Annotated in this window: 21 protein-coding genes and 1 tRNA gene; 12 read left to right on the forward strand and 10 right to left on the reverse strand. The window is 65.3% G+C overall.

Annotated elements, in window-relative coordinates:
* Position 1: 1 nt before the first annotated feature.
* Positions 2-1,222, reverse strand: coding sequence for an SfnB family sulfur acquisition oxidoreductase (locus tag ACQY4O_RS18675; RefSeq protein WP_428377953.1), 1,221 nt, complete (start codon positions 1,220-1,222; stop codon positions 2-4).
* Positions 1,223-1,419: 197 nt separating this feature from the next.
* Between ACQY4O_RS18675 and ACQY4O_RS18680 the strand changes: the two genes are divergently transcribed.
* Positions 1,420-2,382 (forward strand): NAD(P)H-binding protein, encoded by a 963-nt coding sequence (locus tag ACQY4O_RS18680; RefSeq protein ID WP_428377954.1) that lies wholly within the window; start codon positions 1,420-1,422, stop codon positions 2,380-2,382.
* A gap of 170 nt (positions 2,383-2,552) precedes the next feature.
* Here the strand turns inward: ACQY4O_RS18680 and ACQY4O_RS18685 are convergent, their stop codons facing one another.
* Positions 2,553-3,212 carry a GntR family transcriptional regulator gene (locus ACQY4O_RS18685; RefSeq protein ID WP_428377955.1) on the reverse strand — a complete coding sequence of 220 codons (660 nt, stop codon included), beginning with the start codon at positions 3,210-3,212 and terminating at the stop codon, positions 2,553-2,555.
* A gap of 198 nt (positions 3,213-3,410) precedes the next feature.
* Here ACQY4O_RS18685 and ACQY4O_RS18690 point away from each other — a divergent pair, with 198 nt between their 5' ends.
* From ACQY4O_RS18690 to ACQY4O_RS18710, 5 genes are read left to right on the forward strand one after another with little or no spacing between them, the layout of a single operon-like run.
* The gene (locus ACQY4O_RS18690) at positions 3,411-4,415 is read left to right on the forward strand and encodes an ABC transporter substrate-binding protein (protein WP_428377956.1); all 1,005 of its coding nucleotides are present in this window, start codon (positions 3,411-3,413) and stop codon (positions 4,413-4,415) included.
* 26 nt (positions 4,416-4,441) lie between these two features.
* Positions 4,442-5,227 carry an ABC transporter ATP-binding protein gene (locus ACQY4O_RS18695; protein WP_428377957.1) on the forward strand — a complete coding sequence of 262 codons (786 nt, stop codon included), beginning with the start codon at positions 4,442-4,444 and terminating at the stop codon, positions 5,225-5,227.
* Between the two features lie 31 nt (positions 5,228-5,258).
* Entirely contained in the window at positions 5,259-6,035 is a 777-nt protein-coding gene (locus tag ACQY4O_RS18700) for an ABC transporter permease (RefSeq protein ID WP_428377958.1), read from the forward strand.
* A 24-nt stretch (positions 6,036-6,059) separates the two neighbouring features.
* Complete coding sequence (locus ACQY4O_RS18705) at positions 6,060-6,983, forward strand: acetamidase/formamidase family protein (protein WP_428377959.1); 924 nt, start codon at positions 6,060-6,062, stop codon at positions 6,981-6,983.
* A complete protein-coding gene (locus ACQY4O_RS18710) occupies positions 6,980-8,146 on the forward strand; it encodes an amidase (protein ID WP_428377960.1) in 1,167 nt (388 codons plus the stop codon). The genes ACQY4O_RS18705 and ACQY4O_RS18710 overlap by 4 nt, the downstream gene beginning before the upstream one ends.
* 39 nt (positions 8,147-8,185) lie before the next feature.
* Here ACQY4O_RS18710 and ACQY4O_RS18715 read toward each other — a convergent pair whose 3' ends face one another.
* Genes ACQY4O_RS18715 through ACQY4O_RS18725 form a run of 3 tightly spaced genes read right to left on the reverse strand, consistent with a single transcriptional unit; the run spans position 8,186 to position 11,010 of the window.
* Positions 8,186-9,130, reverse strand: coding sequence for a sugar-binding protein (locus ACQY4O_RS18715; RefSeq protein ID WP_428377961.1), 945 nt, complete (start codon positions 9,128-9,130; stop codon positions 8,186-8,188).
* A gap of 51 nt (positions 9,131-9,181) precedes the next feature.
* Entirely contained in the window at positions 9,182-10,216 is a 1,035-nt protein-coding gene (locus tag ACQY4O_RS18720) for an ABC transporter permease (protein WP_428377962.1), read from the reverse strand.
* The gene (locus ACQY4O_RS18725) at positions 10,216-11,010 is read right to left on the reverse strand and encodes an ATP-binding cassette domain-containing protein (RefSeq protein ID WP_428377963.1); all 795 of its coding nucleotides are present in this window, start codon (positions 11,008-11,010) and stop codon (positions 10,216-10,218) included. Before ACQY4O_RS18725 ends, ACQY4O_RS18720 begins: the two co-directional genes overlap by 1 nt.
* 429 nt (positions 11,011-11,439) lie before the next feature.
* On the opposite strand from ACQY4O_RS18725, the gene ACQY4O_RS18730 reads away from it, so the two are divergent.
* From ACQY4O_RS18730 to ACQY4O_RS18750, 5 genes are all read left to right on the forward strand, one after another.
* On the forward strand, positions 11,440-12,762 hold the full coding sequence (locus ACQY4O_RS18730; RefSeq protein ID WP_428377964.1) for a DUF6538 domain-containing protein: 1,323 nt from the start codon (positions 11,440-11,442) through the stop codon (positions 12,760-12,762).
* 72 nt (positions 12,763-12,834) lie between these two features.
* Complete coding sequence (locus ACQY4O_RS18735) at positions 12,835-14,088, forward strand: hypothetical protein (RefSeq protein ID WP_428377965.1); 1,254 nt, start codon at positions 12,835-12,837, stop codon at positions 14,086-14,088.
* A gap of 261 nt (positions 14,089-14,349) precedes the next feature.
* Positions 14,350-14,796 (forward strand): hypothetical protein, encoded by a 447-nt coding sequence (locus ACQY4O_RS18740; RefSeq protein WP_428377966.1) that lies wholly within the window; start codon positions 14,350-14,352, stop codon positions 14,794-14,796.
* A gap of 762 nt (positions 14,797-15,558) precedes the next feature.
* Positions 15,559-16,215 (forward strand): recombinase family protein, encoded by a 657-nt coding sequence (locus ACQY4O_RS18745; protein ID WP_428377967.1) that lies wholly within the window; start codon positions 15,559-15,561, stop codon positions 16,213-16,215.
* A 187-nt stretch (positions 16,216-16,402) separates the two neighbouring features.
* A complete protein-coding gene (locus ACQY4O_RS18750; protein WP_428377968.1) occupies positions 16,403-16,762 on the forward strand; it encodes a hypothetical protein in 360 nt (119 codons plus the stop codon).
* A gap of 269 nt (positions 16,763-17,031) precedes the next feature.
* On the opposite strand, the gene ACQY4O_RS18755 is transcribed toward ACQY4O_RS18750, so the two are convergent.
* From ACQY4O_RS18755 to ACQY4O_RS18770, 4 genes are all read right to left on the reverse strand, one after another.
* The gene (locus ACQY4O_RS18755) at positions 17,032-18,963 is read right to left on the reverse strand and encodes a hypothetical protein (RefSeq protein ID WP_428377969.1); all 1,932 of its coding nucleotides are present in this window, start codon (positions 18,961-18,963) and stop codon (positions 17,032-17,034) included.
* Positions 18,964-19,597: 634 nt separating this feature from the next.
* Complete coding sequence (locus ACQY4O_RS18760) at positions 19,598-21,925, reverse strand: hypothetical protein (RefSeq protein ID WP_428377970.1); 2,328 nt, start codon at positions 21,923-21,925, stop codon at positions 19,598-19,600.
* Between the two features lie 527 nt (positions 21,926-22,452).
* The gene (locus tag ACQY4O_RS18765; protein WP_428377971.1) at positions 22,453-22,827 is read right to left on the reverse strand and encodes a hypothetical protein; all 375 of its coding nucleotides are present in this window, start codon (positions 22,825-22,827) and stop codon (positions 22,453-22,455) included.
* Between the two features lie 217 nt (positions 22,828-23,044).
* Complete coding sequence (locus tag ACQY4O_RS18770) at positions 23,045-23,224, reverse strand: hypothetical protein (protein ID WP_428377972.1); 180 nt, start codon at positions 23,222-23,224, stop codon at positions 23,045-23,047.
* Positions 23,225-23,762: 538 nt separating this feature from the next.
* Here ACQY4O_RS18770 and ACQY4O_RS18775 point away from each other — a divergent pair.
* Entirely contained in the window at positions 23,763-24,416 is a 654-nt protein-coding gene (locus ACQY4O_RS18775) for a hypothetical protein (RefSeq protein WP_428377973.1), read from the forward strand.
* A 565-nt stretch (positions 24,417-24,981) separates the two neighbouring features.
* Here the strand turns inward: ACQY4O_RS18775 and ACQY4O_RS18780 are convergent.
* Positions 24,982-25,071, reverse strand: a tRNA-Ser gene (locus ACQY4O_RS18780).
* Between the last annotated feature and the right edge of the window lie 16 nt (positions 25,072-25,087).

The raw sequence follows: 25,087 nt of genomic DNA on the forward strand, positions 1-25,087 counted from the left end.
ATCAGACCCAGGCGTGGCGCGGCGGGAGTGCGCCGTTCAGCGCGTGGTTGCCGACCAGGGCGTATTTCCAGCGTACCGGATCGTGCAGGGTGTGGGTGCGCGCATTGCGCCAGTGACGGTCGAGACCATACGCGGCGAGCACGGACCGCGTGCCGGCCAGCTCGTGCAGCTTGTTGCCGGCCAGCACGGCGATCTCGGTGGTCAGCACCTTGGCTTCCGCCACCTTGAGCGAGGCGTGCCCGACGGTGGCAATGGTCGCGTCCGCAATCGCCGCATCGACGGCACGACCGGCAATGGCCAGCACCGCTTCCGCCGCGTGCAGGCGGATCTGCAGGTCGCCGATCGCCGCGATCGTGTACGGATCGTCCGCGGCGCGGTCCTGCCCGCTATCGATCCAGGGCCGCGACAGGGTGCGCACGAAGTGGATCGTGTCGCCGATGGCCGCCCGCGCGATGCCGAGATCGACCGCCGCCTGGATGATCTGCGACACCGGCCCGTTCGCGGAGGGATGGTCGTAGCCGAGATGCGCCGGCACGATGTCGGTTGCCGCGACACGCACGTCCTCCAGCGACACGCTGCCGCTCGCGGTGGTGCGCTGGCCGAAGCCCGACCAGTCATCGGTGATCGTGAGGCCCAGCGCCCGGGGATCGGCAAACACCAGATAGACGTGGCCGTCGTCGCCGGTGGCCGCGACGGGAATGATGTCGGCGAACAGCGCGCCGGTCGCATAGAACTTGCGGCCGCTGACCCGGTAGCCGTCGCCGTCCGCGACCAGCCGGGTGTCGAAGGTGCCGGCGTTGCGGCTGCCGGCTTCCGAGAACGCGTTGCCGAAGCGAAGGCCTTGCAGGACCCCCGCATAGTATCGCCGCTTCTGCTCCTCGTTCGCGGTGACACGCAGCGCCTCCACCACGCCGAGATGGTTCTGCGGCAGCTGGCCGATCGAGGGATCGGCTGCGGAGATGATCGCGATGACCTCCGACACCGTTTCGAACGAGACCCCGGCGCCGCCATAGGCACGCGGCACCGTCATGCCCCACAGCCCGCTGGCGGAGAACAGGTCGAGTTCCGCGCGTGGCAGGATCCGGTCGCGATCGCGCTGCACGGCGCCTTCCGCAAGCACGGGTGCCAGGGAACGGGCGGCCTCGATGGCCTCGGCGTCGGTACGCAGCAGCGTTGCCGGCGGACGCCTGGCCGTGGCAAGGGGAGCGTTTGCGAGACCCAATTTCAGCTCTCCCGAATGCCGCGCCCGACCGCCCGCAAGCCGGCAGGCGGGATGGACCATCACATGCCACAGTTGATCGTGCAACTACCGCCAGCGCGAAGTGCTATTTACGGCGCAGACACATCTCGGCCTTCATGCGCGATCAGGCGAGGCCATCGTCATAAAACACTGCGAAAATTCGTGGATTAGGGGCGAATATGTCTCTTCGGGTCTGCCTGCTCGGCTCCACCGGCACCATCGGCCGGGCGACAAGGCGGGCGCTGCTGCTGCGCGGGCATGAGGTGGTGTGTTTCGTGCGTCCGCGTCCGGACCGCGCGCCGGCCGTCGATGGCGCCGAGATTCGCATCGTCGCGATGTCCGACCCGGCCGGGATCGCCCGCGACGGCTTTCGCGGCGAACGCTTCGACGCGGTGGTGTCGTGCATGGCATCGCGCACCGGTGCGCCTGCGGATGCCTGGGCCGTCGACCACCAGGCGCATGTGGATGTGCTCGACGCAGCGCAAAGCGCCGGTGTCAGCCATTTCGTCCTGCTGTCGGCGATCTGCGTGCAGAAGCCGCTGCTGGGGTTCCAGCATGCCAAGCTGGCGTTCGAGGCCGCCCTGGTGGCGTCCGGCCTGACCTGGTCGATCGTCCGGCCGACCGCCTTCTTCAAGTCGTTGTCCGGACAGGTCGAGCGCGTCAGGCGTGGCCGGCCGTTCCTGCTGTTCGGCGACGGCGCCCTGACAGCATGCAAGCCGATCAGCGACGGCGATGTCGCCGCCTATCTCGCGGACTGCCTCGACGACGATCGACGCTGGAATCGCGTGCTGCCGATCGGCGGCCCCGGGGACGCGATCACCCCGCGCCAGCAAGGCGAGCTGCTGTTCGCGCTGGCGGGCCGGAAGCATCGCTTCCGCAAGGTGCCGGTGGCGCTGCTCGACATCATCATCGCGGCGCTGGCCGCCCCCGGCCGCCTGCTGCCGGCGCTCGCCGACAAGGCGGAGCTGGCGCGGATCGGTCGCTACTACGCGACGGAATCGATGCTGGTGCTGAATCCCGAGACCGGCCGCTATGACGCGGCTGCCACGCCCTCGACCGGGACCGAGACGTTGTCCGGGTTCTACGCGACACTGATGGCGGGAGGAACGCCGCCCGAGCGCGGCGATCACGCCGTGTTCTAGCAGGCTCCTGAAACACCAGGCGCAAGGGCTCCGCCCTTGACCCGCTGGGGCCTGAGGCCCCAGACCCGCTCTCTTAAAAGAAGGGATTTCAAAGGCTTGCCTTTGACGGGCTTGAGCCGCGAAGCGGATCGAGGGGGCAAAGCCCTTGGCCTTGCTTTCGCACCACCCGGCTACACCGACCGCGTCCGCACGTCCTGCTCGATCGCGAGCAGTGTCTGCTCGAGATGCTGCGCCGTCTTGCGTGCGGCCCGTTCCGCGTTGCCGTCGCGATAGTGACGCAGCAGCTCCGCGTGGTCGGCATTGTTGAGCGCCATCAGCTCGGGTGTCGCGTGCATCGAGAGCGTGACGTAGGCGCCCGCGGCGGCGGCCAGGCTCTCGACGATCCTGGACAGCCGGCCCTCGGGCGCGGGCGCGGTCAGTTCGCGGTGGAAGATCACGTTCAGGGCGGCCCAGCGCTCCGGTTCCTGCTCGTCGCAGAGCTGGCGATGGGTCGTCGCCGCCGCATCCAGATGCGCCGGCGAGGCGAAGGCCACGGCCTTCAGCGCGAGCCTCGGCTCGAGGAGGATGCGAAGCTCGTACAGCTCGCGCACATCGGTGAGGGTGAGGCCGCGCACCAGCACGCCACGATGCGTGTCCAGCTCGATCAGTCCCTCGGCCAGCAGGTCGCGAAAGGCTTCGCGCACGGGGGTCGTGCTGACACCCAGGCGAGCCGCGACCTCCTCCTGACGGAGCCTGGTGCCGGCCTCGTGGGTTGCTTTCAGGATCTCGGTCCGCAGCACGCCCACCACGTATTGCCGGGCGGTCTGCGGACGCTTGCTCGCCATGTTCATCCCAGGACCCTCGGACTCCGGTCGGGTCTGATACCGCAGCCTGCGACCCGGGCTCCAGGCCCCGAGTTTCATGCATTATGCACAATGCATGGTCACCGTCTGCCCGCGACGCGGGCGCCGGGATGGAAGCCGACAGCCGGATGAGGCTGGCACATGCCTTGCAGCCTCGGTGCCTGCCAAGAGGGCGGAGTTTCAACGGTGACCGGACAGCCTTTCCAGACCATCTCGCGTCGCAACGCCCTGCAGCTCGCGGGAGCGTCCGCACTCGGCGTGCTGGCAGCACCTCGCCTCGCCCGCGCCGCGGTTCGCGACGTGGCCTTCGTGGAGGCGGTGCATAATCTCGGCTATATCGACCTCTATGTCGGCCAGCATGCCGGCACCTTCGAGAAGCACGGGATCCGCCTGAACGTGTCCGCGGCCGGTGGCGACACCCAGGCCTTCGCGGCGGTGCTCGGCGGATCGGCGCTGTTCGGTATCGGCGACCCGACGATGGTGCCGATCTCCGTCGAGCGCGGCGGTCCCGGCAAGGTGGTCGGCAGCGTCGTGCAGCGGGCGCAGTATTTCGGCGTGTCCAGGACCCTCAAGCCGATCACCGATCCGGTGCAGTTCAAGGGCCTGAAGATCGTCACCTCGCCGGATCCGAACACCAACTACAGCGTCACCAAGCGCCTGCTGACACAGGCGGGACTGGTGATCGGCACCGACGTGCAGATCATCCAGGTCACCCCCGGCACCGAGATCGGCGCCATGCTGGCGGGCCAGGCGGATGTCGCCATTGCCTACCAGCCGGGCGTCGCCCAGGCGGCGTCGCAGGGTGCAAGAATCGTGTTCGACTTCTCGAACGCGATCGGCCCGTTCTGCAATACCGGGATCATGGTGCTGAACCAGACCGTGGCGGCCAGCCCGGACATCATCCAGTCGCTGTGCAACGGCTTCGAGGAGGCGATGCACCGGACCTACAGCGATCCGGCCTACGCCAAGCAGGTCGCCCGTCTGGAATTCCCGCAGCTTTCCGGCAGCGTCATCGACAGTGCGATCGACACCGAGCTGAAATACCGGATCCCGTCGGAGTCCATCGTCGTCGACCGCGCGCAATGGGCGAACCTGATCAAGATGCAGGTCTATCTGAAGAACATCAAGGGAACGGCGACGTTCGACCAGATCGTCGACAACTCGTTCGCCAGAAAGGCCGCCGCAAGCTGAACGGCCGCCGCAAGCTGAGCAGGCCGTTGCACCGATCCAGCGGCGGCCGGATGCTGCTGGAGGCGTGCGACCTCGGCAAGGATTTCCTCTCGGACAACGGCACGGAACTCGAAATCATCCGGTCGATCTCGTTCTCGCTGGCGCGCGGCGAGATCGTCAGCCTCGTCGGGCCGTCCGGCTGCGGCAAGACCACGCTTCTGAACCTGCTCTGCAGCCTCATCGCGCCGACCCGCGGCGCGGTGCTCTGGGACGGGCGCGAGATCGGCAGCGTGCCGCCGGGCGTCGGCTACATGCTGCAGAAGGATCTGCTGCTGCCGTGGCGCACCGCGCTCGGGAACGTCATGATCGGGCTCGAGGTGAAAGGGGGCACGCGGGCTGCCAACAGGCGGCGCGCCCAGGCCCTGCTCGACCAGCTCGGGCTGGGGCAGTTCGCCGGCCATTACCCGTCGACGCTGTCCGGCGGCATGCGGCAACGCGTGGCCCTGGCGCGCACGCTGGCACCCGAGCCGGACGTGCTGCTGTTCGACGAGCCGTTCTCGGCGCTCGATTTCCAGACCAAGATCCTGATCGAGCGCGACACGCTCCGGCTGGCCCGTGAACTGGGCCGCGCGCTGCTGCTCATCACGCACGATGTCGAAGAGGCGGTCAGCCTGTCGGATCGCGTCCTGGTGCTGTCGCGACGGCCCTGCACGATCGTCGCCGAGCATCTGATCGAGCTGCAGGGCGACCGCAGCAATCTCATCGCACTCCGCGAGAGCAAGGGGTTCGCGCATCATGTCCGACAGATCTGGACCGAACTCGATATCCGTTGACGCCGGCCGCCGCAGCCGCGCGTCGGAGGCCGTGCGGGCCCGCAGGCTGCGCCGGCTGCAGATCGTCGTCTGCCAGATGCTCTGCTTCGCCGCCATCATCGGTGTCTGGCAATGGCAGACCGCGACCGGCGCCGCGAGTGCCTTCCTGTACGGGTCGCCGGCGGGCGTTGCCGACGCCCTCGTTGCCGCCGGTCGCGACGGATCGCTGTGGACGGACTTCAGGACGACCGCGCTGGAAACCCTGGCCGGCTTTGCGCTGGGCAACGTGATCGGCACCACGCTGGGCCTGCTGCTCTGGTATTCGCGCTTCGTCTCGCACGTGCTGCAGCCGTTCATTCTGGCACTCGGGTCCATCCCGATCATCGCGCTGGCGCCGATCACCATCATCTGGTTCGGCACCGGCTTCGCCTCGAAGGTCGCCATGTCGACATTGTCGGTCGTGGTCGTCTCGATCATCATCGCCTACAAAGGGGCACTCGGCGTCGATCCCGACCAGATCAACCTGATGCTGTCGCTGCGGGCGCGTCGGTCGCAGGTTTTCCGGTTGCTGGTCGTACCGGCCTCGATGACGGACATCTTCGCCGGCCTGAAGCTGACCGTCGGGTTCGCCCTGGTCGGCGCCATTGTCGGCGAGTTCATGTCCTCGACGCAGGGGCTCGGCCACGAGATCTTCAAGTCGGGCAGCCTGTATGCGATCTCCGCAGTGTTTGCCGAACTCGTGGCGACGGTGTTCCTCGCCCTTGTCCTGTCCGGCGTGGTCACCCGCGTCGAACGGCTGCTGCTTCCCTGGCGCCACGATCTCTCCTGACTGCTACGAATAGAAAGCCATCCGATGACCCACACCATACGCAAAGACGGCAACCTCAAATACGCGCTGGCCAGCGGCGAGGTGCGGATCGGGACGATCCGGCCCGGCGAGACGATACGCGTCGAGTGCGAAATCAACTGCAACGCGGGCGTGATCACCTCGACAGAGTCGCGGATCACGTCGGCCAATGTGCGCTTTCCGTTCGTCAACCCAGCCACCGGACCGCTCTTTGTCGAGGGAGCCAAGCCGGGGGACGCGCTCGCGGTCACCATCCATGCGATGGAGCTCGACGAGATCGGCTACACCGCGCTGTTCCCCGGCTCGGGCATGTTTCCCGACTGGGTCAGGCACAAGGAGTTCGGCCACCACACGCGGGCGATGCGTGTCTCGGACGGCGTGGTGCACTGGAGCGAGACCAGGAAGCTGCCGATCCACCCGATGGTCGGCGTGCTCGGCGTGGCGCCGGTGCATGGTGGCGTGCTCACCGTCGATAACGGCGTGCATGGGGGCAATCTCGACGTGCAGGAGATCGGCCCGGGCAGCACCGTCACCTTCGACGTGCACCAGGACGGTGCCGGCCTCTATGTCGGCGACTGCCACGCCCTGCAGGGCGACGGCGAATGCGTCGGCATGGGGGCGACCGAAATCGGCGCGCGCGTGACGCTGAGCGTGGCGCTCATCCCCAAGCCGAAGCGCCTGACCTGGCCCAGGATCGAGACCGCGACGCATATCGCGACGCTGGGCTGCGCCCGGCCGCTCGAGGATGCGATGCGTATCGCCTTCCAGGAGATGATCTACTGGCTGGCCGACGAGTACGGCTTCACCGAGCCGGAGGCCTACCTGTTTCTCGGCCAGATCGCCGAGGCGCGCTGCACGCAAATGGTCAATCCGAAATATACCTATATCTGCAAGGTCGCGAAGCATCTGCTGCGAGACGCGTCTGCGTGACCTTGTCCGCGCGTGTCGCGGACGCGCTTGCGCTCATTGCCAGGCGGGACAGCGATCTGCGCGCCTGGACCTGTGTCGACGCGCCGGGTGCGCGTCGGCAGGCTGCAGCCTTGGACCGTGCCGCGCCGCTGGGCGGCCTGCTGATCGGCGTCAAGGACATCATCGATGTCGGCGGCCTGCCTTGCGGCCTCGGCAGCCCGATCTTCCGGGACCGCACGGCCTTCGTCGATGCCGCCATCGTGGCGCGGCTGAAGGCGCTCGGCGCGATCATTCTCGGCAAGACCGTGACCACGCCGTTCGCGTTCCTCGAGCCGGCGGCGACGCGCAATCCGCTCGATCTTTCCCGCTCGCCCGGCGGGTCCTCCAGCGGTTCGGCCGCCGCGGTCGCCGACGGCCATGTCGATGCGGCGCTGGCCACGCAGACCGCGGGGTCGATCGCGCGTCCGGCCGCCTTCTGCGGGATCGTCGGCTACAAACCGACGCATGGCCGCTTCGGGCTGGCCGGCGTTGCCGCCTCGGCACCGACTCTCGACACCGTCGGCTGGCTCACGCGGGACGTCGCGACGACATGGCGGATGCATCTGGCGCTTGGCGGCGACGCCCGCTCCCGTCCCGCCAGCAGCCTGGGCTTCTGCCGGACCGTGCACTGGGAGCTGGCTGATTCGGCGATGCGGCACGCGTTCCTGACCGGTGTCACGGCCCTCGGGGCAGCCGAGGTGGCGTCGCCACCCGCTTCGCTGGACGCGTGCCATCTCGCGGTCATGCATTTCGAGATGGCACGCGACCTGGCGACGGAATGGTTGCAGCACCGCGAGGCGGTTTCGGCACCGCTGCGTGACCTGCTCTCGTGGGCGCCTCCGTCCGGGCAGGACTATCGGGCAGCCTTGCGCACACGATGGGAATTCGATTTCGACCGGCTGTTCGGCAGGCATGAAGTGCTGCTGACGCCGTCGGCAACCGGGGAGGCGGTGCCGTTCGGATCCACCGGCGATCCGGTCTTCAACCGCTTCGTGACCCTGCTGGGCTGCCCGAGCCTGACGCTGCCGTTCGCACACGGGCCAGCCGGGTTGCCGCTGGGGCTGCAGATGATCGCGCGACCGCACGAGGACGCGATGCTGCTGGCAACCGCCGCCAGGATCGAGCGCGCGCTCGCCGGGGAGTGAGACACTCCCCGGATGCCCATTGCTGTCGGGACGTGCGGGTTATCGCGACGCGCTCAGGAACTTGTCGACATTGCCTTTGGTCACGACATCGAGGCCGACCATGTTCACGGTTGCGACCTTCTCGCCCTTCTTCAGGGCCAGGAGGATCTCCATGGCCTTCTGGCCCATTTCAAACGGGCGTTGGCCGACCAGCGTCTGCACGTATCCGTCCTTCAGCAGCTGGAGTTCCACGGGAAGCGTATCGGCCATCACCAGGGGAAACTTGCCGGCCTTGACGCGGTCCATGTTGGCATCGACAAACGCCTTGTAGGCCTTGGGCGCGAACAGCGCCCAGCCGCCAACCGGGATGATGGCGCCGATGTCGGGATTGGCGGTGGCAAAATCGGAAAGCTGCTGGTCCGCCAGGGCCGCGTCGTCATTGCAGAAGGAGGGCGAACCCTTCACCTCCTTCCACCCGGCACCCTTCAAGACCTCATACAGCCCGGCGAGACGATCATTGAGGTTGGCAGCTGCAGGCCCCCCGGACTGGGTGGCAAAGCTGCTGGGCTGCGGGTGCAGCTTGATGAGCTGGCGGCCGAGTTCCCGGCCCATCTCCTTGTTGTCGGTGCCGACATAGGCCTGCCGTTCCGACTTAACGGCATCGGCATCGAACGTGATCACCGGGATGTTGGCGTCACGCGCCTGCTTGATCACGCGGATGACGGAGTCTGCGTCCGCGACCGAGACGGCGATCCCGTCGACCCCCTGGGTGACGAAGTCCTGCATGATCTGGACTTCCGTGGCGGGTTCGTGCGTCGCCGGACCCTTGTAGATGCAGGTCACGTTGCCGAGCTTGGTGCTCTCCGCCATGCACCCGTTGCGCGACAGGTCGAAATACGGGTTGTCCATGCCCTTCGGGATCAGGGCGAACTTGTAGGCGTCCGCGGCGTGCGCGGTCGCCATCATCGCGGTAACGGCAACGGCTGCCAGAAGCATTGTTCTCATTTGGAAGTCTCCCAGTTCTTGATTACTTGATTCAGTCCAGGATCCGGGCCGCTACTCGGGTTGCCGCGTACGGATCTTGTCCACCAGGACGGCCAGGATGATGATCGATCCCACGAAGGTCTGTTCCCAGTAGGTATCGGCGCCGAACAGCGCGAGCCCGTTGCGGATCACCTCGATCAGGGCAGCGCCGAGGATCGCGCCCACCGGTCCGCCGACGCCGCCGGCCAGATCCGCGCCGCCGATCACCGAAGCGGCGATGATCTTGAGTTCGTAGCCGGTTGCAAGGTTGGCGGGGGCCGAGCCCAGCCAGCCGACAATCAGGATGCCGGACAACCCGGCGCTCAGGGCGCAAAGCACATAGACCGACATCTTGACGCGCGCGACGGCCACGCCGGTCAGCTGTGCGGCACGCTCGTTGGCGCCCAGCACGAACACATAGCGTCCCCACCGGGTGTGGCGCAGCGCCACGCCCATGAGCACTGCCAGCACCAGGAGATAGACCACCGACACCGGGATGCCGAAGACCTTGCCGTCGGACAGGTTATAGAACGTGTCGACATACGGACCGGTCGGCGCCTGGCCGCGGCCCTGGGTGATCACGTAGGTGACACCGCGACAGATCGAGAGCATGCCCAGGGTCGTGACAAAGGGCGAGAGCCTGACCTTCGCGATCAGCAGGCCGTTGATGAGCCCGACCACGGCGGCGATCGCCATGCCGCCGGCCGCGGAGACGATCATCACCGCGTAGGGAATGCCGGCGAGCATTGTCGCCGACAGGACCTTCATCAGGATGGCGGTCATGACAGCCACCAGCCCCATGACCGAGCCGACCGAGAGATCGATCCCGCCGGTGATGATCACCAGGGTCGATCCGAGCGCCACGATGCCGATATAGCTGAAGTTCTTCGAGGTATTGAGCAGGTTTCCGTAGGACAGGAAACGGTGCGTGAAGATCGCGACCAGTAAGGTGATGATGATGAACGCGATCCCGACATAGGCTGTCTGCGTCGCGAACGCGCCGCGGCGGTACCACCGCACGCTCCCGATATTGTCGAAGGTTACCGCTTGGCTGACACTCTCCGACATCAGGCATATTCCTTGGCGCCGGTGATCAGTGCCGTGACCTCTTCCGGACTCGACTGCAGGATCGGCTTGTCGGCCCGCTTCTCGCCACGCCTCAGCACCACGACCCGGTCGCAGACCGAGAAGACGTCCGGCATGCGGTGCGAGATCAGCATGACGGCGATTTCGGAATCCCGGAGCCGGCGAATGAGGTCGAGCACCTGGGCAACCTGCCGGACCGAGATCGCGGCCGTGGGTTCGTCCATCAGAACAAGCTTGGCATTTGCCAGCCGGGTGCGGGCGATGGCAACAGCCTGGCGTTGACCACCCGACATCTGCTTCACGAGATCGCGCGGGCGGGTCTCGGACTTCAGTTCCTCGAACAAGGCACGGGCCCGCGTGTTCATCGCCCTGTGGTCCAGGAACGAGAACGGCCCGATCTTGCGTACCATTTCGCGGCCCAGGAACACGTTTGCGGCCGCGCTCACGTTATCGGCCAGTGCGAGGTCCTGATAGACGACCTCGATGCCGACCGACCGCGCATCGAGCGGCCTGTCGAAACGGTGCTCCTGCCCGTCGAAATGGATGGTTCCGTGGGTCGGGTGGAAATTGCCGGCTATAATCTTGACGAGAGTGGACTTTCCCGCGCCATTGTCGCCCATCAATCCGACGACATCGCCGGCTTTTATTGTCAGCGCGAAGTTGGACAGCGCGCGTATTGCGCCGTAATCCTTGCTGATGTTGGTCAGTCTCAGGAGTTCGACTTGATCGGTCTGCACTTTGGGATCAACGTCCATCCACTTTCCGTCCCGGTGCACTTCTTATTGGAGCCTGTTTCAAAACGCCTGCTACTGGCGATCCGACGCGCCTTTCTTGCGCTCCGCTGCTCACGGCCAGTAGGCCGCTGCGCTGCGGTGCTCGAAAAGTCGCGCCGGCCGCGGCTCTACGAGCCGCTCTCATCCAGCATCAGGCGTTTTGAAACAGGCTCTTACTGGTCAGCATAAAGCCAGGGGAACTCGCGTGGCAATACTGTCCATCGATAGTAAGGAGTGAAGGCGGGGTGCTACCCTTCGCGGCCGCGCACGCCATCCGGAGCGAGTGGCTCTGCCCTAATTCCACTGGCGGAGGGAGTGGGACTGTCCATTCCGGCACCAAACAGACCGCAGAATGGCTCGAAACTGCCGTTGCACCCTCCCAATGTGAGGGGTAGAACGTGAGGGGGCACGTGAGGGGCAGGAGCCAGGCGGATGGCGGACAGTCGTTATCTCGAACAGCGTCGTCAGGGTTGGTATTGCGTCGTAGAGATTCCCCCTAGCCTGCGCGCGGCGGTCGGCCGGAAGCGGCTGCGGAAGTCGCTGGGAACGCGAAGCCTGACCACGGCGCAGGCGAGGCGCTGGCCGGTGCTTGCGGCGCTGAAAGCCCAGATCGCCAATGCCAGTGCCGAGAAGGCCGGCGACCCGATTGTCAGCGAGGCGATGGCGTGGCGCGAGGCGATAGAGGCCGCCCGTCGCGGGGAAGAGCCGAAGGGGCTGGCGGACCACGAGGACCCGGAAGACTTCGTTCGGGACCTGATCAGCGAGCGTTCAGAACAACTCCGCGCCCTGGACACCGCAGCCGCAAAACTCTTCGATGGGCTGGCGACCGGCGCGGCGACCCCGCTGAGTCTTCACCTGGAGACCTGGTTGGCCGAGGGAGGACAGCACGGGGCGTTCAAAGAACGCACGAAGGGCGACCATCGGCGGGCCGTGAAGGAGCTGGGGGAGTGGCTCGCCAAAGCCCAGCTACCGGCGACGCTGGAGGCGGTGGACCGGCGGGCGGCGGGACGGTTCATGTCTGAACACCTGCATCAGTCGGGCCGGGCCGCGAAGACCATCACCAAGATAGCTTCGAGCCTATCGACCTACTGGTGGTGGCTGCGGCGGAAAGCCCGCGTTCCTTTCGAGCGGCCAAATCCGTGGCTGGAGCAGGCACCCGCGAAGAGGGCGGGAGGAGGCGACGAGGAAAAGGAGCGGCCGTTCAAAGACGCCGAAGTTGTCGCCCTGCTGAACGGCTCTGCCACGCCAATCCTGCACGACTTCATGCGGGTCGCGGCCCTTAGCGGAATGCGGCGGGAAGAGATCGGCAGGCTGAAGGTGGCGGACTGCTGCGGCGGCATGTTCGTGATTCGGGCCGGCAAGACAGCGGCGTCGCGGCGGCGGGTGCCGATCCACTCGGTGCTGGCCGGCATCGTAGAGCGCAGGACGGCGGGGAAGTCTCCGGGAGACTACCTCTTCCACGATCTGACATCGAATCGTGCTGAGCGCACCGATGCCCTGGGGAAGCAGTTTCAACGATACCGCGAGACGCTTGGTATCAAAGACGGAACCGGCCGACGGTCGCTCGTCAATTTTCACTCGTGGAGACGCTGGGCGGACACGGCGGCGATCAACGCCGGACAGCCCCCGCACGTGGTCTCGGTGGTCATGGGCCACATAGAGGGCCGGCAAGGCATGACGCTGGGCCGCTACTGGGGGGGTCCCGACGACGCGGCGTTGCGGGGCGTAATCGAGTCGATCAGGCTGCCCGAGTAGCCGGTTCACGGTCCCTCCAACTCGCTCCTTCTTCCAACAGCGCAGCGGCGGCACGGGACGCAGGAGCACGACGTGCCGAAACTCTTGAGAACCCCCGCCGCACGGGCGAGGCGGCAGGCACCCCTCCTCAAGCTCCACATCGAGGGCCTGCACCAGAGCGGCCATTACTCGGCGGATATTGCGACGGCCCTGACGGCTTGGCGCCTCTTCAACCCGTCCGGCGGTAGGCACTGGGACACCCACGAGGTCCGGCTCTGGCTTCGGCGCCGGCGGATGGTCCCAAACGAGGACTGGTTCGAGGCACACCAGATGAACGAAGCCCTCGACGTCCAGGCGGAGCGCCGAAGGGAGTCCGAGGAATATCAGCGCGAGCGCGACCGCGAGACGCTAATCAAGCAGAGGCAGCGGGTTGTGCGGCTGGGAGGCTGCTTAAATCGGGCCTTCGCCCGCTTGATCCTCAAGCGCCGGCAGAGGGTAGCGCGGGCTGAGCGGCGCCTTCGATTGGCGTTACGGGCCGTAAAGGTCTCCCAACTGCCCCTGCATGAGCGCGGCGAGCAACTCGCGAAGGCCGCCCGAGCGCGAGAGGGCCAGCAGCAACGTTCCGACGCCTACCTTCGACGACTCGGTCACGTCGTCCTGACCATGCGGCAGCTTCACTTCCTGGACGAGGCGATCATAGCCGAGCTGGACAAGATCGGTCTGCGGCCGGCAAGGGCGAAGGCTTGGACAAGGGCCACGGTCGCCGGCATCGCGACATGCACGAAGCGGCGTCTGCAGGTTGCACCCGATTTCGTCTTGGACCTTGCCGGGTGGGCCCCGCCGTCAAAACCAGCCCGACCTCCCCCTGAGCCTCTTCCTCCTGACAGCTTTGCGCGGGCGAGGGCGGCGGCGGCGCGCCACGCGGAGGAGATGCGGGCCTTCTGGGCCGAGCAGGAGCGCCAGCGCGAAGAGGCCGCCAGGGCGGCGCGCGCCGATTGGGAGAACCGCCAACGCGAGAAGGCTATTCGACGGCGGCAGAAGATAGAGGCTGGGCGAGCCGGCAAGAGTGACCGGCTGATTGCAGCCGGGATCGCTCGTTCTGCGAGAGGCAGTGCAGTCGCGTCCGAACAGGCCAGGGCGGCTAGGGCCGTCGCCTGGGCACTGGTTCGGCCTAGGCTGGAGGCGGGCGCGACGCTATCGGAGGTGGCGAGGGAGTTGAACGAGAACGGGGTGCCGCGACTGCGGGGCGGTTCTGGCTGGACGAAGGCGGCGGTGAGCCAGCTTATACGCGCCACTCAGGAGGGCAAGGAGGCCAGTGTGTCAGTTGTTGAGGCTACCGAGCAGTAGCAGAGCCACACCACCAGCATCCGACGGCCTGATTTGCGCGCCACCTAACAGGCCCGACAGCGGCTCCGTCGGGCGCCTGCAGTAGTTCGTGACGACAGAACCGTTCCGATATAGATACGAACCGTTCAACCCGCCGCGTGGGGCGGAGGCGGAGCAAGTCCTATGGCTCTTCTGGTTCGGCGTAGTCGGTCTCTGCTTGCCCTGCTGCTCGTGGCGGGCCTTCCCGGCTGCGCAAATCACCCCCTAGCCTGCGCCATGGGGATGATGGAGGACGACTGCCTGCCAGGAACAGCCGGATACCAGAAGGCGCAGGAAGTAGAGCAGGCGGACGAGGACAACTGCCAAGCGCAAGGGTTCACAGCCGGAACTACGGCCTTCCTGGATTGCCGGACGAACGAGGAAGATCAGCGGGCCGAACGCCGTCAGGCTGCGGCGGCATTCCTCTACCAGCAGGCGCAACAGACGGCTGCGCCTCCGCCGGCGCCTTTGTTCCAGCCCGCCCTACCCGCACCACAGACAGTTCAGATGAACCAGCAAACGTTCGGCAACTCGTCGTATTATAACGGCACCGTCGGCGGTCAGATGTTGACGGGTAACTCGCAGACCTATGGCAACACGACCTACACGCACATGTATGGCCCTGGAGGTGCCGCAGCGACCTGCACCCGGCAAACCTTTGGCAACAACACGACGACGACGTGCCAGTGATCAAACAGGAGGCGGCTAGCTAGCCGGCCCTGGCGGTGTTGTAACAGGTCCCTGAGCGAGGCGTCGGGGGCCTGCTAACGACCCCGGACGGGGGGACCCCTATCCCGTCCGCCGCTGCCGGCAGTTTTGCGGTGGTCTGCCTCGTCAAGAAAGCTCGGCTTTCAACTACGACAACAGCCGCGACTTCAACCCGGTTCTTTGAACCAATTCTCTCAGGAGGGCCTACGGGGTCGAAAAGCATCTGGGTTAGATCGTGTGCGCGCCGCCGCGTTGCTGCGTCGTGATGCTGCGGTGCTGATGATGCGGTAGGTGATGGCTGCGCTCGGTGATGCGGTGGTCAGTCACGCTGTCGGGTCAGTGGTCGGCGGGTGCCTTGCCAGGTGGTAGCCGCTGCCCCGCAACTCGGCCGCCAGCAGGCGAGCAGCCACTGCGTCTAGCGCCCGTCTGGGACTCCCACGCTGCCGTTCCAGCGCCGCTGCAATGGCCGCGCACATTTCTTCGGTAGTCAGCAGCGCCGGAGGCCTGCCGTTGTGCAGAGGCTCCGGATTAGGCTTGGCGTGCGGCGGGATCGCCAAAGCTGAAGCACTCGTCATTCCACGCCTTACCGCTAGGCCCATAGCCGAAGCAGTAGAACAGACCAGGAACATTGACAGCAACTGGCAGATGCTCGCGCGCGCGAATTGTTGAGCTTGTCTGCTTGCAATAGGAACCGAACATGATTATCTCTGTCTGACGCAAGCGAACAAGCAGACAGAGGTTGGTATGGCGGTTTACGGTTACGCGCGGGTGAGCACCAGAGCCCAGGCAGAGGAAGGCGAGAGCCTCGACGTGCAGCAGCGACAGATCGCGGGCTATGCCCTAATGCACGGCCTCAGCCTGGACAGGATGTTCGTAGAGCGCGGGGTATCGGGCTCCGTCCCGCTGATTGACCGGCCGCAAGGTTCGGTTCTGCTTGCCGGCCTGAAGCAGGGCGACACCGTCATCACTGCCAAGCTCGACCGCATGTTCCGCTCTGCGCTCGACGCTCTTGGTGTGCTGGGGGAGCTGAAGGCGCGGGGCGTCAGCCTGCACATGATCGACCTGGGCGGCGACGTGACGGGCAATGGCATCAGCAAACTAGTCTTTACGATCCTGTCTGCGGTAGCTGAAGCCGAACGGGATCGGATCAGGGAGCGTGTGTCGCAGGTGAAGGAGGACCAGCGCGGCAGGGGTCGGTATCTCGGGGGGAAGGTCCCGTTCGGCTTCATGGTCGGGGAGGACGGGTCGCTAGTCCCCGTGGTCGGACAGCAGGCCGTAATCTGCAAGGCGATGGCGCTGCGAGCCGACGGGCACCCGCTAAGGGCTATCCAAGCCACCTTGGCGGCAGATGGTCACAAGTTGTCCCTGGACGCGCTTCAGAGGGTCGTTAAGGGCGCCTGAAAAGCCTGCGAAGAACTTGGAAATCTCCGCCGCGCCATCCGCTGCTGGCAGGCTCAAAATTCGATGCCACTCACCGCTGAAATTACGTTGACGAGGCTATGACCTTGTACAATAACGCTCCTGCCGATGCGCAGTCAGAACGAATTGGCAGCAGCACTGTCACCATTTTAGCCAAGGCAGGAAATCCATGAAGGACTCGAATAACGTCGGCACGTTGACCGCCGCAGACATTGAGACAGCCCAACAAGAGCTTGCAGACCTCATCCGCAGAGGGTGGTTCACCATCAGCACTGTTGTTGATCACAACGGACCAGGAACCGCCGGCGAGTATCGGTATCTAGCGATAGAGCAGGTCGCCGGCCCCGCCTTCGGCATCTCCTTCCTACTCGGCAGGAACCGCGACGGCAGTTACAGCTCCGAGCACGTCCAGAGCTATGACGCGGACCCTGTCGAGCTGCCAAAAGTAGCGACGGCAAAGGCTGCCGCTCAGCAAATCATCGATCTGGTATCTGGCAAGCTGGAGGACTGGGGCCTACGGGCGGCGTGACCGTGCCGCGCCGTCGCCAGAACTACCGACCTGTGTATCAGCGGGTCGGTAGGTCTGCCTAATGCACTGCCCAGGTCCGTGGATTTATCCTAGTGTCGGCGGGGTGGCTTGTGAAGAGCCAGAAATCGGGCCCGTAACGGCCCGTTCACGCCCCTTCAACAGTCACCCCGCCACCGCCCTAATCCCAAGGAGCTTCATCAACGACTTAGCGATGGGGTGCAAATCTTCATAGAGTTCTTACTGGGGAAATACCCCCCATCCACGCCCGCTCAGTCCGCCGCATCCTGCCAGTCCGGAAGTTCATCCACCGCCGACAGGCGAAGACCCTTCGCCGGATGGCGCTGTCCAACGCCCCGGAAGTCCTCGATCAAGCCCAGCGCGGCGACGTGGTCTCTCCACTGGTCACTGTCAGCAATCCGCTGCTTGAAATCCCGAACGGCCATAGGCTTAACCGCACCGTCCTTCCCCGGCATCACCGAGGCTATTTGCCCGTAAGTCAGGAAACCATCGGCGGTCGCCAGGGCTCCGTCCGCGAGAAGGCGGTCTAGAACGAGCGACGCCGCGAGGGCCTTGCCTGCTAGCTTCGGCGCCACTGGGCACCAGCGTTTAACCGCCGCTCCTGGAAATATGGTCTGCATGTTGGACGTGCTCGGGATCGCGCTGGCCGCAGAGGCGATCAGGTAAAGATCCATAGGCAGGCACTGGTCCCCGTTAGACTGCCTTACACGGCCCCTGCAAGCCGCTTGCAAGATCAGGTTGCGGTGTTCACCGTGCGTCGTCTTCAGCACCTCTTCCTGACTAGCGAAGTCATGCAGGTCAGTCGGACGCGCCTTGGCCATGTGCGTCAGGGCGAGATAGTGACACGCCGGCATGAACAGCGTTCCGCCAAGGATCACGTTGCCTACCTCGCGGTAGGTGTTCGTCGCCATGTGCGTTCCCCACGTGATCACGTCCACCAGCTTCGCCACATCCGCCGGCAGTCTCTTCACAAGCTGTCCGGCTACGTCGCCAACCTTCGGCCCCTTCTTGTGAGTGACGACAAGCCAGCGCTCTGTTGGCCTGGACAGGATCGCAGCCGCCATGCCGTCTACTAGCTCCCCGCCCTTGCTGCGGAACGCAGTCTTGCTGCCGGCGGTCTTCCACAGATGCACCGTCAGCGGCGAATAGTCCTTCACAGCCGAACGCAGGGCCACCACACCCCGACAGGCCATTGCATCCTCGTATGTCTGCCGGACGCGTATTGAAGCGTCCAGGACCACCAGCGGTGCTAGGTCCTCGGGTAGCGTGTCCTGGTAGCTGATCAGAACCCGGCCCTCGCCCCGTTCGGTATAACGCTCACGCGTCACCCGGATCTGGCGGCCTGCGACAAAGAAGAGCGCAGACGCAAGTAGCCTTTGCTGGTCGGCAACGACGCCACGTCCGCGCTCCAGGCCGGCCAAGACCTCGGACTCCTCCACGCCGGACAACGTCGTCCAGTCTGGGACCCGGATCAGCTCACCATCCGGAACGCTCTTGAGGTCAACAAAGAAGTCTTCCAGCGCCGCGTAAAGCCTGCTGTTCAGCCTGGACGCAACCACAAACAGATGACCTAGCTCGGCACGGTCCAGCGTGATCGGCGCGCCCGGCAACCACGCCTCGTCCCAGACCCTCACGGCCCGTGCATGGCCCTGGTAATGGAACACCGAGGCAGCCTGGAACGGCCTGTGACGGGTCTCCAGCTCCACCTTCTGCTGTGTCACGACAAGTATCTGCGCCTCTGGAGCGGGACAGCCAGACAGGGCGTTAAGCTCTTCGTTGCTCGTCCGTGTGGCGACACGACCACCAAGCCCGGCGGCGGTCAGGTCTTCCAGCAGCGCGCGCGCCTCGTCCAAGCGGCCAACGCAAACCAGCATCCCCACGTTACGATGCTCTGCAGACTCGGCTAGCGCTTTGCTGAACGCGACAACGCTAGACGACTTGCCAATTCCAGGGTCAAGAGACGCCAGGAAGACCTTCGCCGCCGCTGTGCCGTCTGCCATCGCTTCGAAGGTTTCGAGGATGTGCAGGAGCGCGGCGCGGTGGTCGGGGCCGGGGCGGTGTTCACGGGCCGCGAAGGTGTCCTCTAGGGTCCTCATGGCGGCCCGCGCAAGGCCCGTTCCCGTCACTGGTGACGCGTCGTCATCTCCGCCGGTGACGGCTGCAGTGTCATTCTCGAACAGCAAGGGTCTCTCCTATGGCCCACGCGGCACGGCGCTAGGCCTCATATTGTCAGGGATCGGCCACTTGGGCCGCAAGGGAAAGCCGCTGTCACACTCACGGCCCGGTGGAACCTGGGAACACGATTTCAGCGGCAGTCTTCAGCCGAACGACAGACCGTCGTTGGCAGCTTCTAAGCTATGGTCCGGTTGTTCGGCAGCGTATTTCGAAATCCCTGTTGCCAGCCCGCAACGGCTTTGGAGGGCCTCGAAGGTTTGTTATCAGGGCGTCGGTGGAATTACCTGTACATTTGGTCCTGCCGGGAGTAGCGCACTGCGGGTAAACACCCCCGCCATCGCGAGCCCGTCATGCTCCAGACTCTTTTGCTAGTCGTAATCTTTGGTCTGCTGCCGGCTGCGGTGGCGGAGTCTTACGTGCGGGACCTTTTCAAGACTATCGCAATTGTTGTTACGCTGCCGCTCCTCTGGCCTTACTGGCTCTATCGCGCGGGCCGTTGGTTGTTCCGGGTCCTCAGGCCGTCACCCGGCTGACGTGCCCCGTAGAGCCCGCTGAAGGGCCTCTCAGGTTTCCCTGTAGGTTTCCTTCAGCGGGTGTTGAAAGGCCGTCAGCGAGTCTCTAGCGGGCTCCTAGAGGGCAACGCTAAGTGCCCCTCATCAGCGTCGGAGTGAACCTCGAAAGGTCCGCTCCGGGATGCGTTCGAACGTAGGCGTCTCGGATCGCTGCCTTGTCCGCAGTCGCAGGTGTCGCAGCGATCTCGGAAACGGCCTGCTTCTCTGCGGGGCTAGTCGCCAGCATGAACATCTGCTGAGCATGGCGCTGGTAATTCCCGACCGCACCTTGGTAGCGGGTGAGGTTCAGGATCGGCCCGCGTGGTCCACCGTTCGGTGTTCCGGCCGTAGGTGCCGCAGCCGGTGCGTTCCCCATTGCCTGCTGAACATCGGCCGTCGCCTGCGAGCTGATCGCTCCCTGGTCTAGGCTTGTCTGGCCTTGGGTCTTCAGTAGCTGCGCCCGCGCGGCGATGTGCCCCGCAAGTTGCCTGTCTATGAGCTGGCCGCTCAAGGCTGCATCTGCATGGAACGGGTGCAACGTGCCGTCCGCCGCCAAGTCTTCAATCGCTGCCGTGATGTCCGGCGTCTGCAGCGGAGTGCCAAAGTGCTGCTGGTGCAGCATCGAGACGAGCGCCTGTCCGCCGGAGGGCGTCAAAGGACCCGCTCCAAGGCCCGTAGAAGGCACTGGAGCGGCGGCAGGTAGAGGTGTAGCCGGGGCAGGTGTAGGAGCCGCTGGCGGGGCTGCGACGGGCCTTGGAGCGGCACCTAACGGGGCCACTGGCGGCTGCAGCATTTGCGGCGGCGTGGGATCGGCCGGGCTTCCGTATTTTCCAGCCGTAGCACCAAAGAGCTGCTGAGGCGTGGAAGCGGTCAGAGACCCAACGCCAGTCACGGGAGCGTCGGGCGTGTTGCTCTTGTATTGCCTGATCGCGTCCCGTTCGAGCCATGCCGCCGCTTGTTCATTGAGGCTTTGCCCCCGCTGCTGTGCTGCGGCGTCGGCCGCCTGTTCCTGAGTGTCCCGCTTGGCGAGTGCAGACTGGTCAGCCGTGAAGCCTGCAATCTGCGAGTTCGTCACCGCCTTCAGGTTCGGGGGGTTGCCCTGCTGTTGCGCGTCGGCCCACAACGCGGAGGACAGCGGGTCGGGGTTGCCGGCGGCCTGCTGTTTCGCTTGTTGAGACAAAGCGCCAGCCCACACGGCTTCGGCTGCCGCCGTGGCCTTAGCGTTTTGCGAGTACCCCGTAGCCGTCTGCTTGGCCCGTAGCGCGTCAGCCGCGGTGTTCGCGACATTCGTTTGCTGGTCCGTGAAGTCTCCGTTCACATCCGAGACGGCCGATTGCAGGTCCCCTAGAGGGTCACTAGAGGGCAGCGAAATACCCGACTTCGCCAGGACCCGGCGCGCCGCTAATAGCTGCGCCTGCTGTGGGGTCATCCCCGCGCCCAGTGCCCAATCAATGACGCCACCCGCCGCCTTACCAGCGACCGGTAGGACCGAGTGACCGGCGGCCGAGCCGAGAGCGATGTCCAGTGCGGTGTGGTAGTTGCCCGCCGCAGCCGCAGTCAGTGCGCCGAGACCGCCGACGACGGGGGCAGCTTTTGCGCCTACTGCCGAACCGACCGAAGCGAACGGCCCGACTGTCCCGGATGACGGCGCTTGATTAGCGAGTGCATCGATCTGCCCCACTCCGTTCGCCACCGCATCTTGGTGATAACCGTCTAGGCCCGCCGCTTTGACGGCCGATCCGCCCGTGCCTGCCGCCGCCGAACGCTGAGCGGCCATTAGTGCGGACGCTTGGTCCGGATCGATAGCGCCGGCCTTGAGGGCGGTGCTGCGGTATGCAGACAACGCTGCATTGGTTGCGTCGCCGTAAGCTTGGGAAGCTTGAGCGGGCTTGAGGCCGTTCGAAGCGCCATACTGGGATACTGCGTCGTGCAGGAGCACCTGCTGAGCTGCTTGCTCGGGCGTCATGCCTTTGCTGATGCTGGCGGCGTAGGCGTTTCTGGCAAGAGCCCCAGCGCCGTTCCGTGCGGCCCAGGCTCCCGCCCCGGCGACCGGGAGTAGACCGAGGGCCAGTCCGATATCGTCAGCCTGATCATCCGTGGCGCCGGCGGCTTTCGCTGTCGGGACTGCCGCGCCGATGGCGGCAGACGAGAGGGTCGGGACGAGACCAACGCCGCCGGAGAGGGCTGCGCCGGTAACGCCACCTACGGCCCCTTCAAGAATCTTGCCCGACGCTTCCTTGGGAGAATACCAGCCGGCGGCGTTCTCGGCATCGGTGGCCCACTTCTGGATCGGTAGGTTCTCTACCGCCTTCGCGATCGGGTTGGACAGCGCGAGGGAAACCGGGTCGTAGCCCGAGTGGTTCGCGAGGAACCGCCCCGCCCCCTGTGCGGTGCTGATTAGGCCCGTGGCGCCGCCCACAAGGCCGCGCCCGACAATGCCGCCGAGGCGGTAATTCGCGCCAGGGTCGGACGGCTGGTCGCGAGTGAAGCCGGGAGGTAGTGCAGTGGAGGACTGCTGAGGCTGCCCGGAGTCAACGAGCGTAAGCCCCGCCGGAAGCGTAGACGACGAGGGCGCCGGGCCAGGATCAATGAGAGTGAAGCCTGCCGGCAGAGCTGCAGACGACGCCCGTGCCTGATTGTCAGGAACAAATCCCGGCGGTGGCGCAGAAGTAGGGCCAGGTGCGGCTAGGAGCTGGGCGTCGGAGTAGTGAGGGGTCGTACTAGGACCCGGCGCCGCCAGTAGCTGGGCATCTGTTGGCTGCTGGGGGCTACCGCCTCCGCTGGACGCGGTCTGTTGCGCCTGCGCGTGGAGAGCCAGGAGCGACGCTGGACTTAAATTGCTGCCAGCGGACACGACGGGGCTGTCGCGGACGAACCCCGGCGGGAGCTGCGAAGGGTCCTGAGAGGCACCTGAAAGTGCCGTTTGCGTTGCCATGAGAGGTCCTCTCAGGCCGTCAGGCGGTTGCTATGCCGCCACAGAACTTCGGCCCGAGTCAGCAGCTCCATGTTGGACACGCGCATATCGAACGGATTGCCATTGACGAACCCCACGACCTCATCCTCGTCCGCGCTAGTGAGTAGCCGTGCGAGGTAGGCGAGGGGACAATGCGCCCGCCGGCGCGTAGCAGCTTGCGTGGCCTGCTTGCGGGCGGACGCCACGTAGAAATGGCCAGTTCCGGTTGTCATAACGGTCCAGCGTGCACCCCAGGACTCGACAACCTCCGGCCAACGGTCTGCGTCGATGATGAATGGCTTGCCGCCGTGGCGTCCGAAAGTCTCGACGGACAGCGCGGGCTCGCCGTCAATGACGATGGGCGTCACGGCCGGATCGCGGTCTGCGACTTGCCTTCCGGCGAAGCGGCGCGTGCGGACAGGGGTGGAGGGCGCCGGGGAGGTGGTAGCCTGGCTGGTGATGGTGTTCGAGAGGGACATTAGGAGTGTTGCTCAACGACTATTGCCACGGCGCCCCGAAAAGGGACCCATGGTGGTGTGGTGACAGGGAAAGCCGGACGAGCCGGCCGCGGTTAGCTGGGCGGTGTTAGCGGGCGGCGGACAGGTGCTCTGCGGCGATGCGGATAGCTTCGCGAAGGGCACGGGAGCGGCTGGGGAACTGCTCTGCAGCGCTCGCGGCGTTCAGCCGGAGGGCTTCAGCTACGAGCGTCAGGCGCTGCTGATCCTGGTCATTGATCCGGCAGATGATGCGGGCGTGGGTGGGCATGGGTGTTCCTTGAGGTTCGGGGTGATCGTTGTCTGACGGAAAAAAGAGGAAGGATGGCGGCCGTTGGTGGTGCGTCCTTGGGGCGCCTGGCCTCTGTATTCGTCGAGAGCGTAGACTTTCAGTCCACCGGCGCAGGGATCGCCTGCGTTAGGCTCCGCTCCATCTAGAGCGTAGATAAACCCTACATACGGCTCGGATGTATGGGCTCCGCTTTATCAAGAGGGTTGATTGGCGGGCATGGCGACGAGCTACCCGGCTTCAAATGTGCCCGCTCCGGCCCCTCCGCCAGAAACGTGCCCAAACCGACACCTGCGTGTGCCGTAGAAGGCCGTGCCGTTTCGGAGCTTGGGTTCACCCTGCCGAACGGCCAGCGGGCGCCTGTTCGCGTCCTGACCTTGGTCGGGCAGCTATGGTTTGTCGCGAGGGACGCTGCAACGCTGCGGGAATACGCGGACCCGCCGCGCAGGCAGATTTCTATTCAAGTAGCCAAGACGTTCCGGTATAGGAACGTAACCTTTACCTTCTAAGCGGCAGATCAATGTCCGAGCCTCGGCGTCTGAAAGTTGGAGCCTACGTCCTTGCAGCGGGACTGCTTGCAGGGCCGTCAGCACAGGCGATAGTCGTCAACACCGCCTCAGCAGGCTACTGGACGGCGTTTGAAGGAACTGCGAACGACGGACTAAGCGTCTGCGGCGTCTCGACGGCTGACAACGGCGGCCGAACACTGTCAATCAAGGTCTTCGAGAAGACCAAGTTCGTCGTAGTTCAGATTTACAAGCCGAGCTGGCAGATACCGAGCGGGACGCAGATACCAATCCGCTTTGTTCTTGGCGACCACGCACCCTGGAACGCGCAGGGGTTCGGCAACGCGAGCATGATCCAGTTCAACGTCATGGGACCGTCAATCGCGGAATTCGAAAAGGAGTTTCGGCAGGCGGCAGTGCTCCAGCTAAGCTTCGAGGGGGGCACCGAACCCGAGATGGTCGAAAGCCTTGTCGGCAGCCGGTTAGTGGACGACGCTCTTGTGAGCTGCGTCCGGCGGCGCATCCTGCCCGCGCAGGCGACGCAGCCTTTTGCGAGCAACCAGGCGGGGCCGACGCAGCCCTTCAGCCCGCCTCAGACACCGGCATCACCATCGCAGCTAGTGCCTACTCCTGCGCCCGCGCCGCTTCCTGCTGATCAGAGCCTCTAGTGTTCCTGGACGCCGCCCGCCAACGGAACCCGTGAAAGGCCTGAACATGCTCGCTCGATTGCTCGTAGGCGCGGCTTTCATATCTTTGTCCACTACCGCTTGGGGCTACCAAAACCGCTACCCGGACGTTACTCCAGGCATCTCATGCCCTGCCGACCATATCGTCTGGGTCAATACGCGCACCGGCATCTATCATTTGAAAGGTGAGCGTTGGTTCGGGCGCACCAAGTCTGGGCTGTTCGAGTGCGAGAAGGCCGCCCAAGCCGAGGGAGATCGAGAGACGCGCAACGGGCAGTAGGCTACCCCTGCCGCCGCCTGAACGCCGGGAGCAGCCGCTTCATGGCCGGCCGCGCCCCTGCAGTGTCCTCCAACGCCGCCTTCACGGCCCCGTCAAACCCCCGGTCAACGACATCGAAAGCGGCCGTCTGACGCGCCCGACTGGTCTGGAGCGGCTTCGCTGTTGCCTGAGAGGGGTATACCGTGGGGGGTAACGTGAGGGGTAGGCGGCGAAACGACTCCTCCGCAACCCGGTGTACTTGCTAAGTATTTTTCGAGAGAATTCCACTGGCGGAGGGAGTGGGATTCGAACCCACGGTACGCTTTCACGCACACACGCTTTCCAAGCGTGCGCCTTAAACCGCTCGGCCATCCCTCCAGGGCGGCGGACCATA

Source organism: Lichenicoccus sp. (assembly GCF_965277665.1).
Taxonomy (GTDB): domain Bacteria; phylum Pseudomonadota; class Alphaproteobacteria; order Acetobacterales; family Acetobacteraceae; genus Lichenicoccus.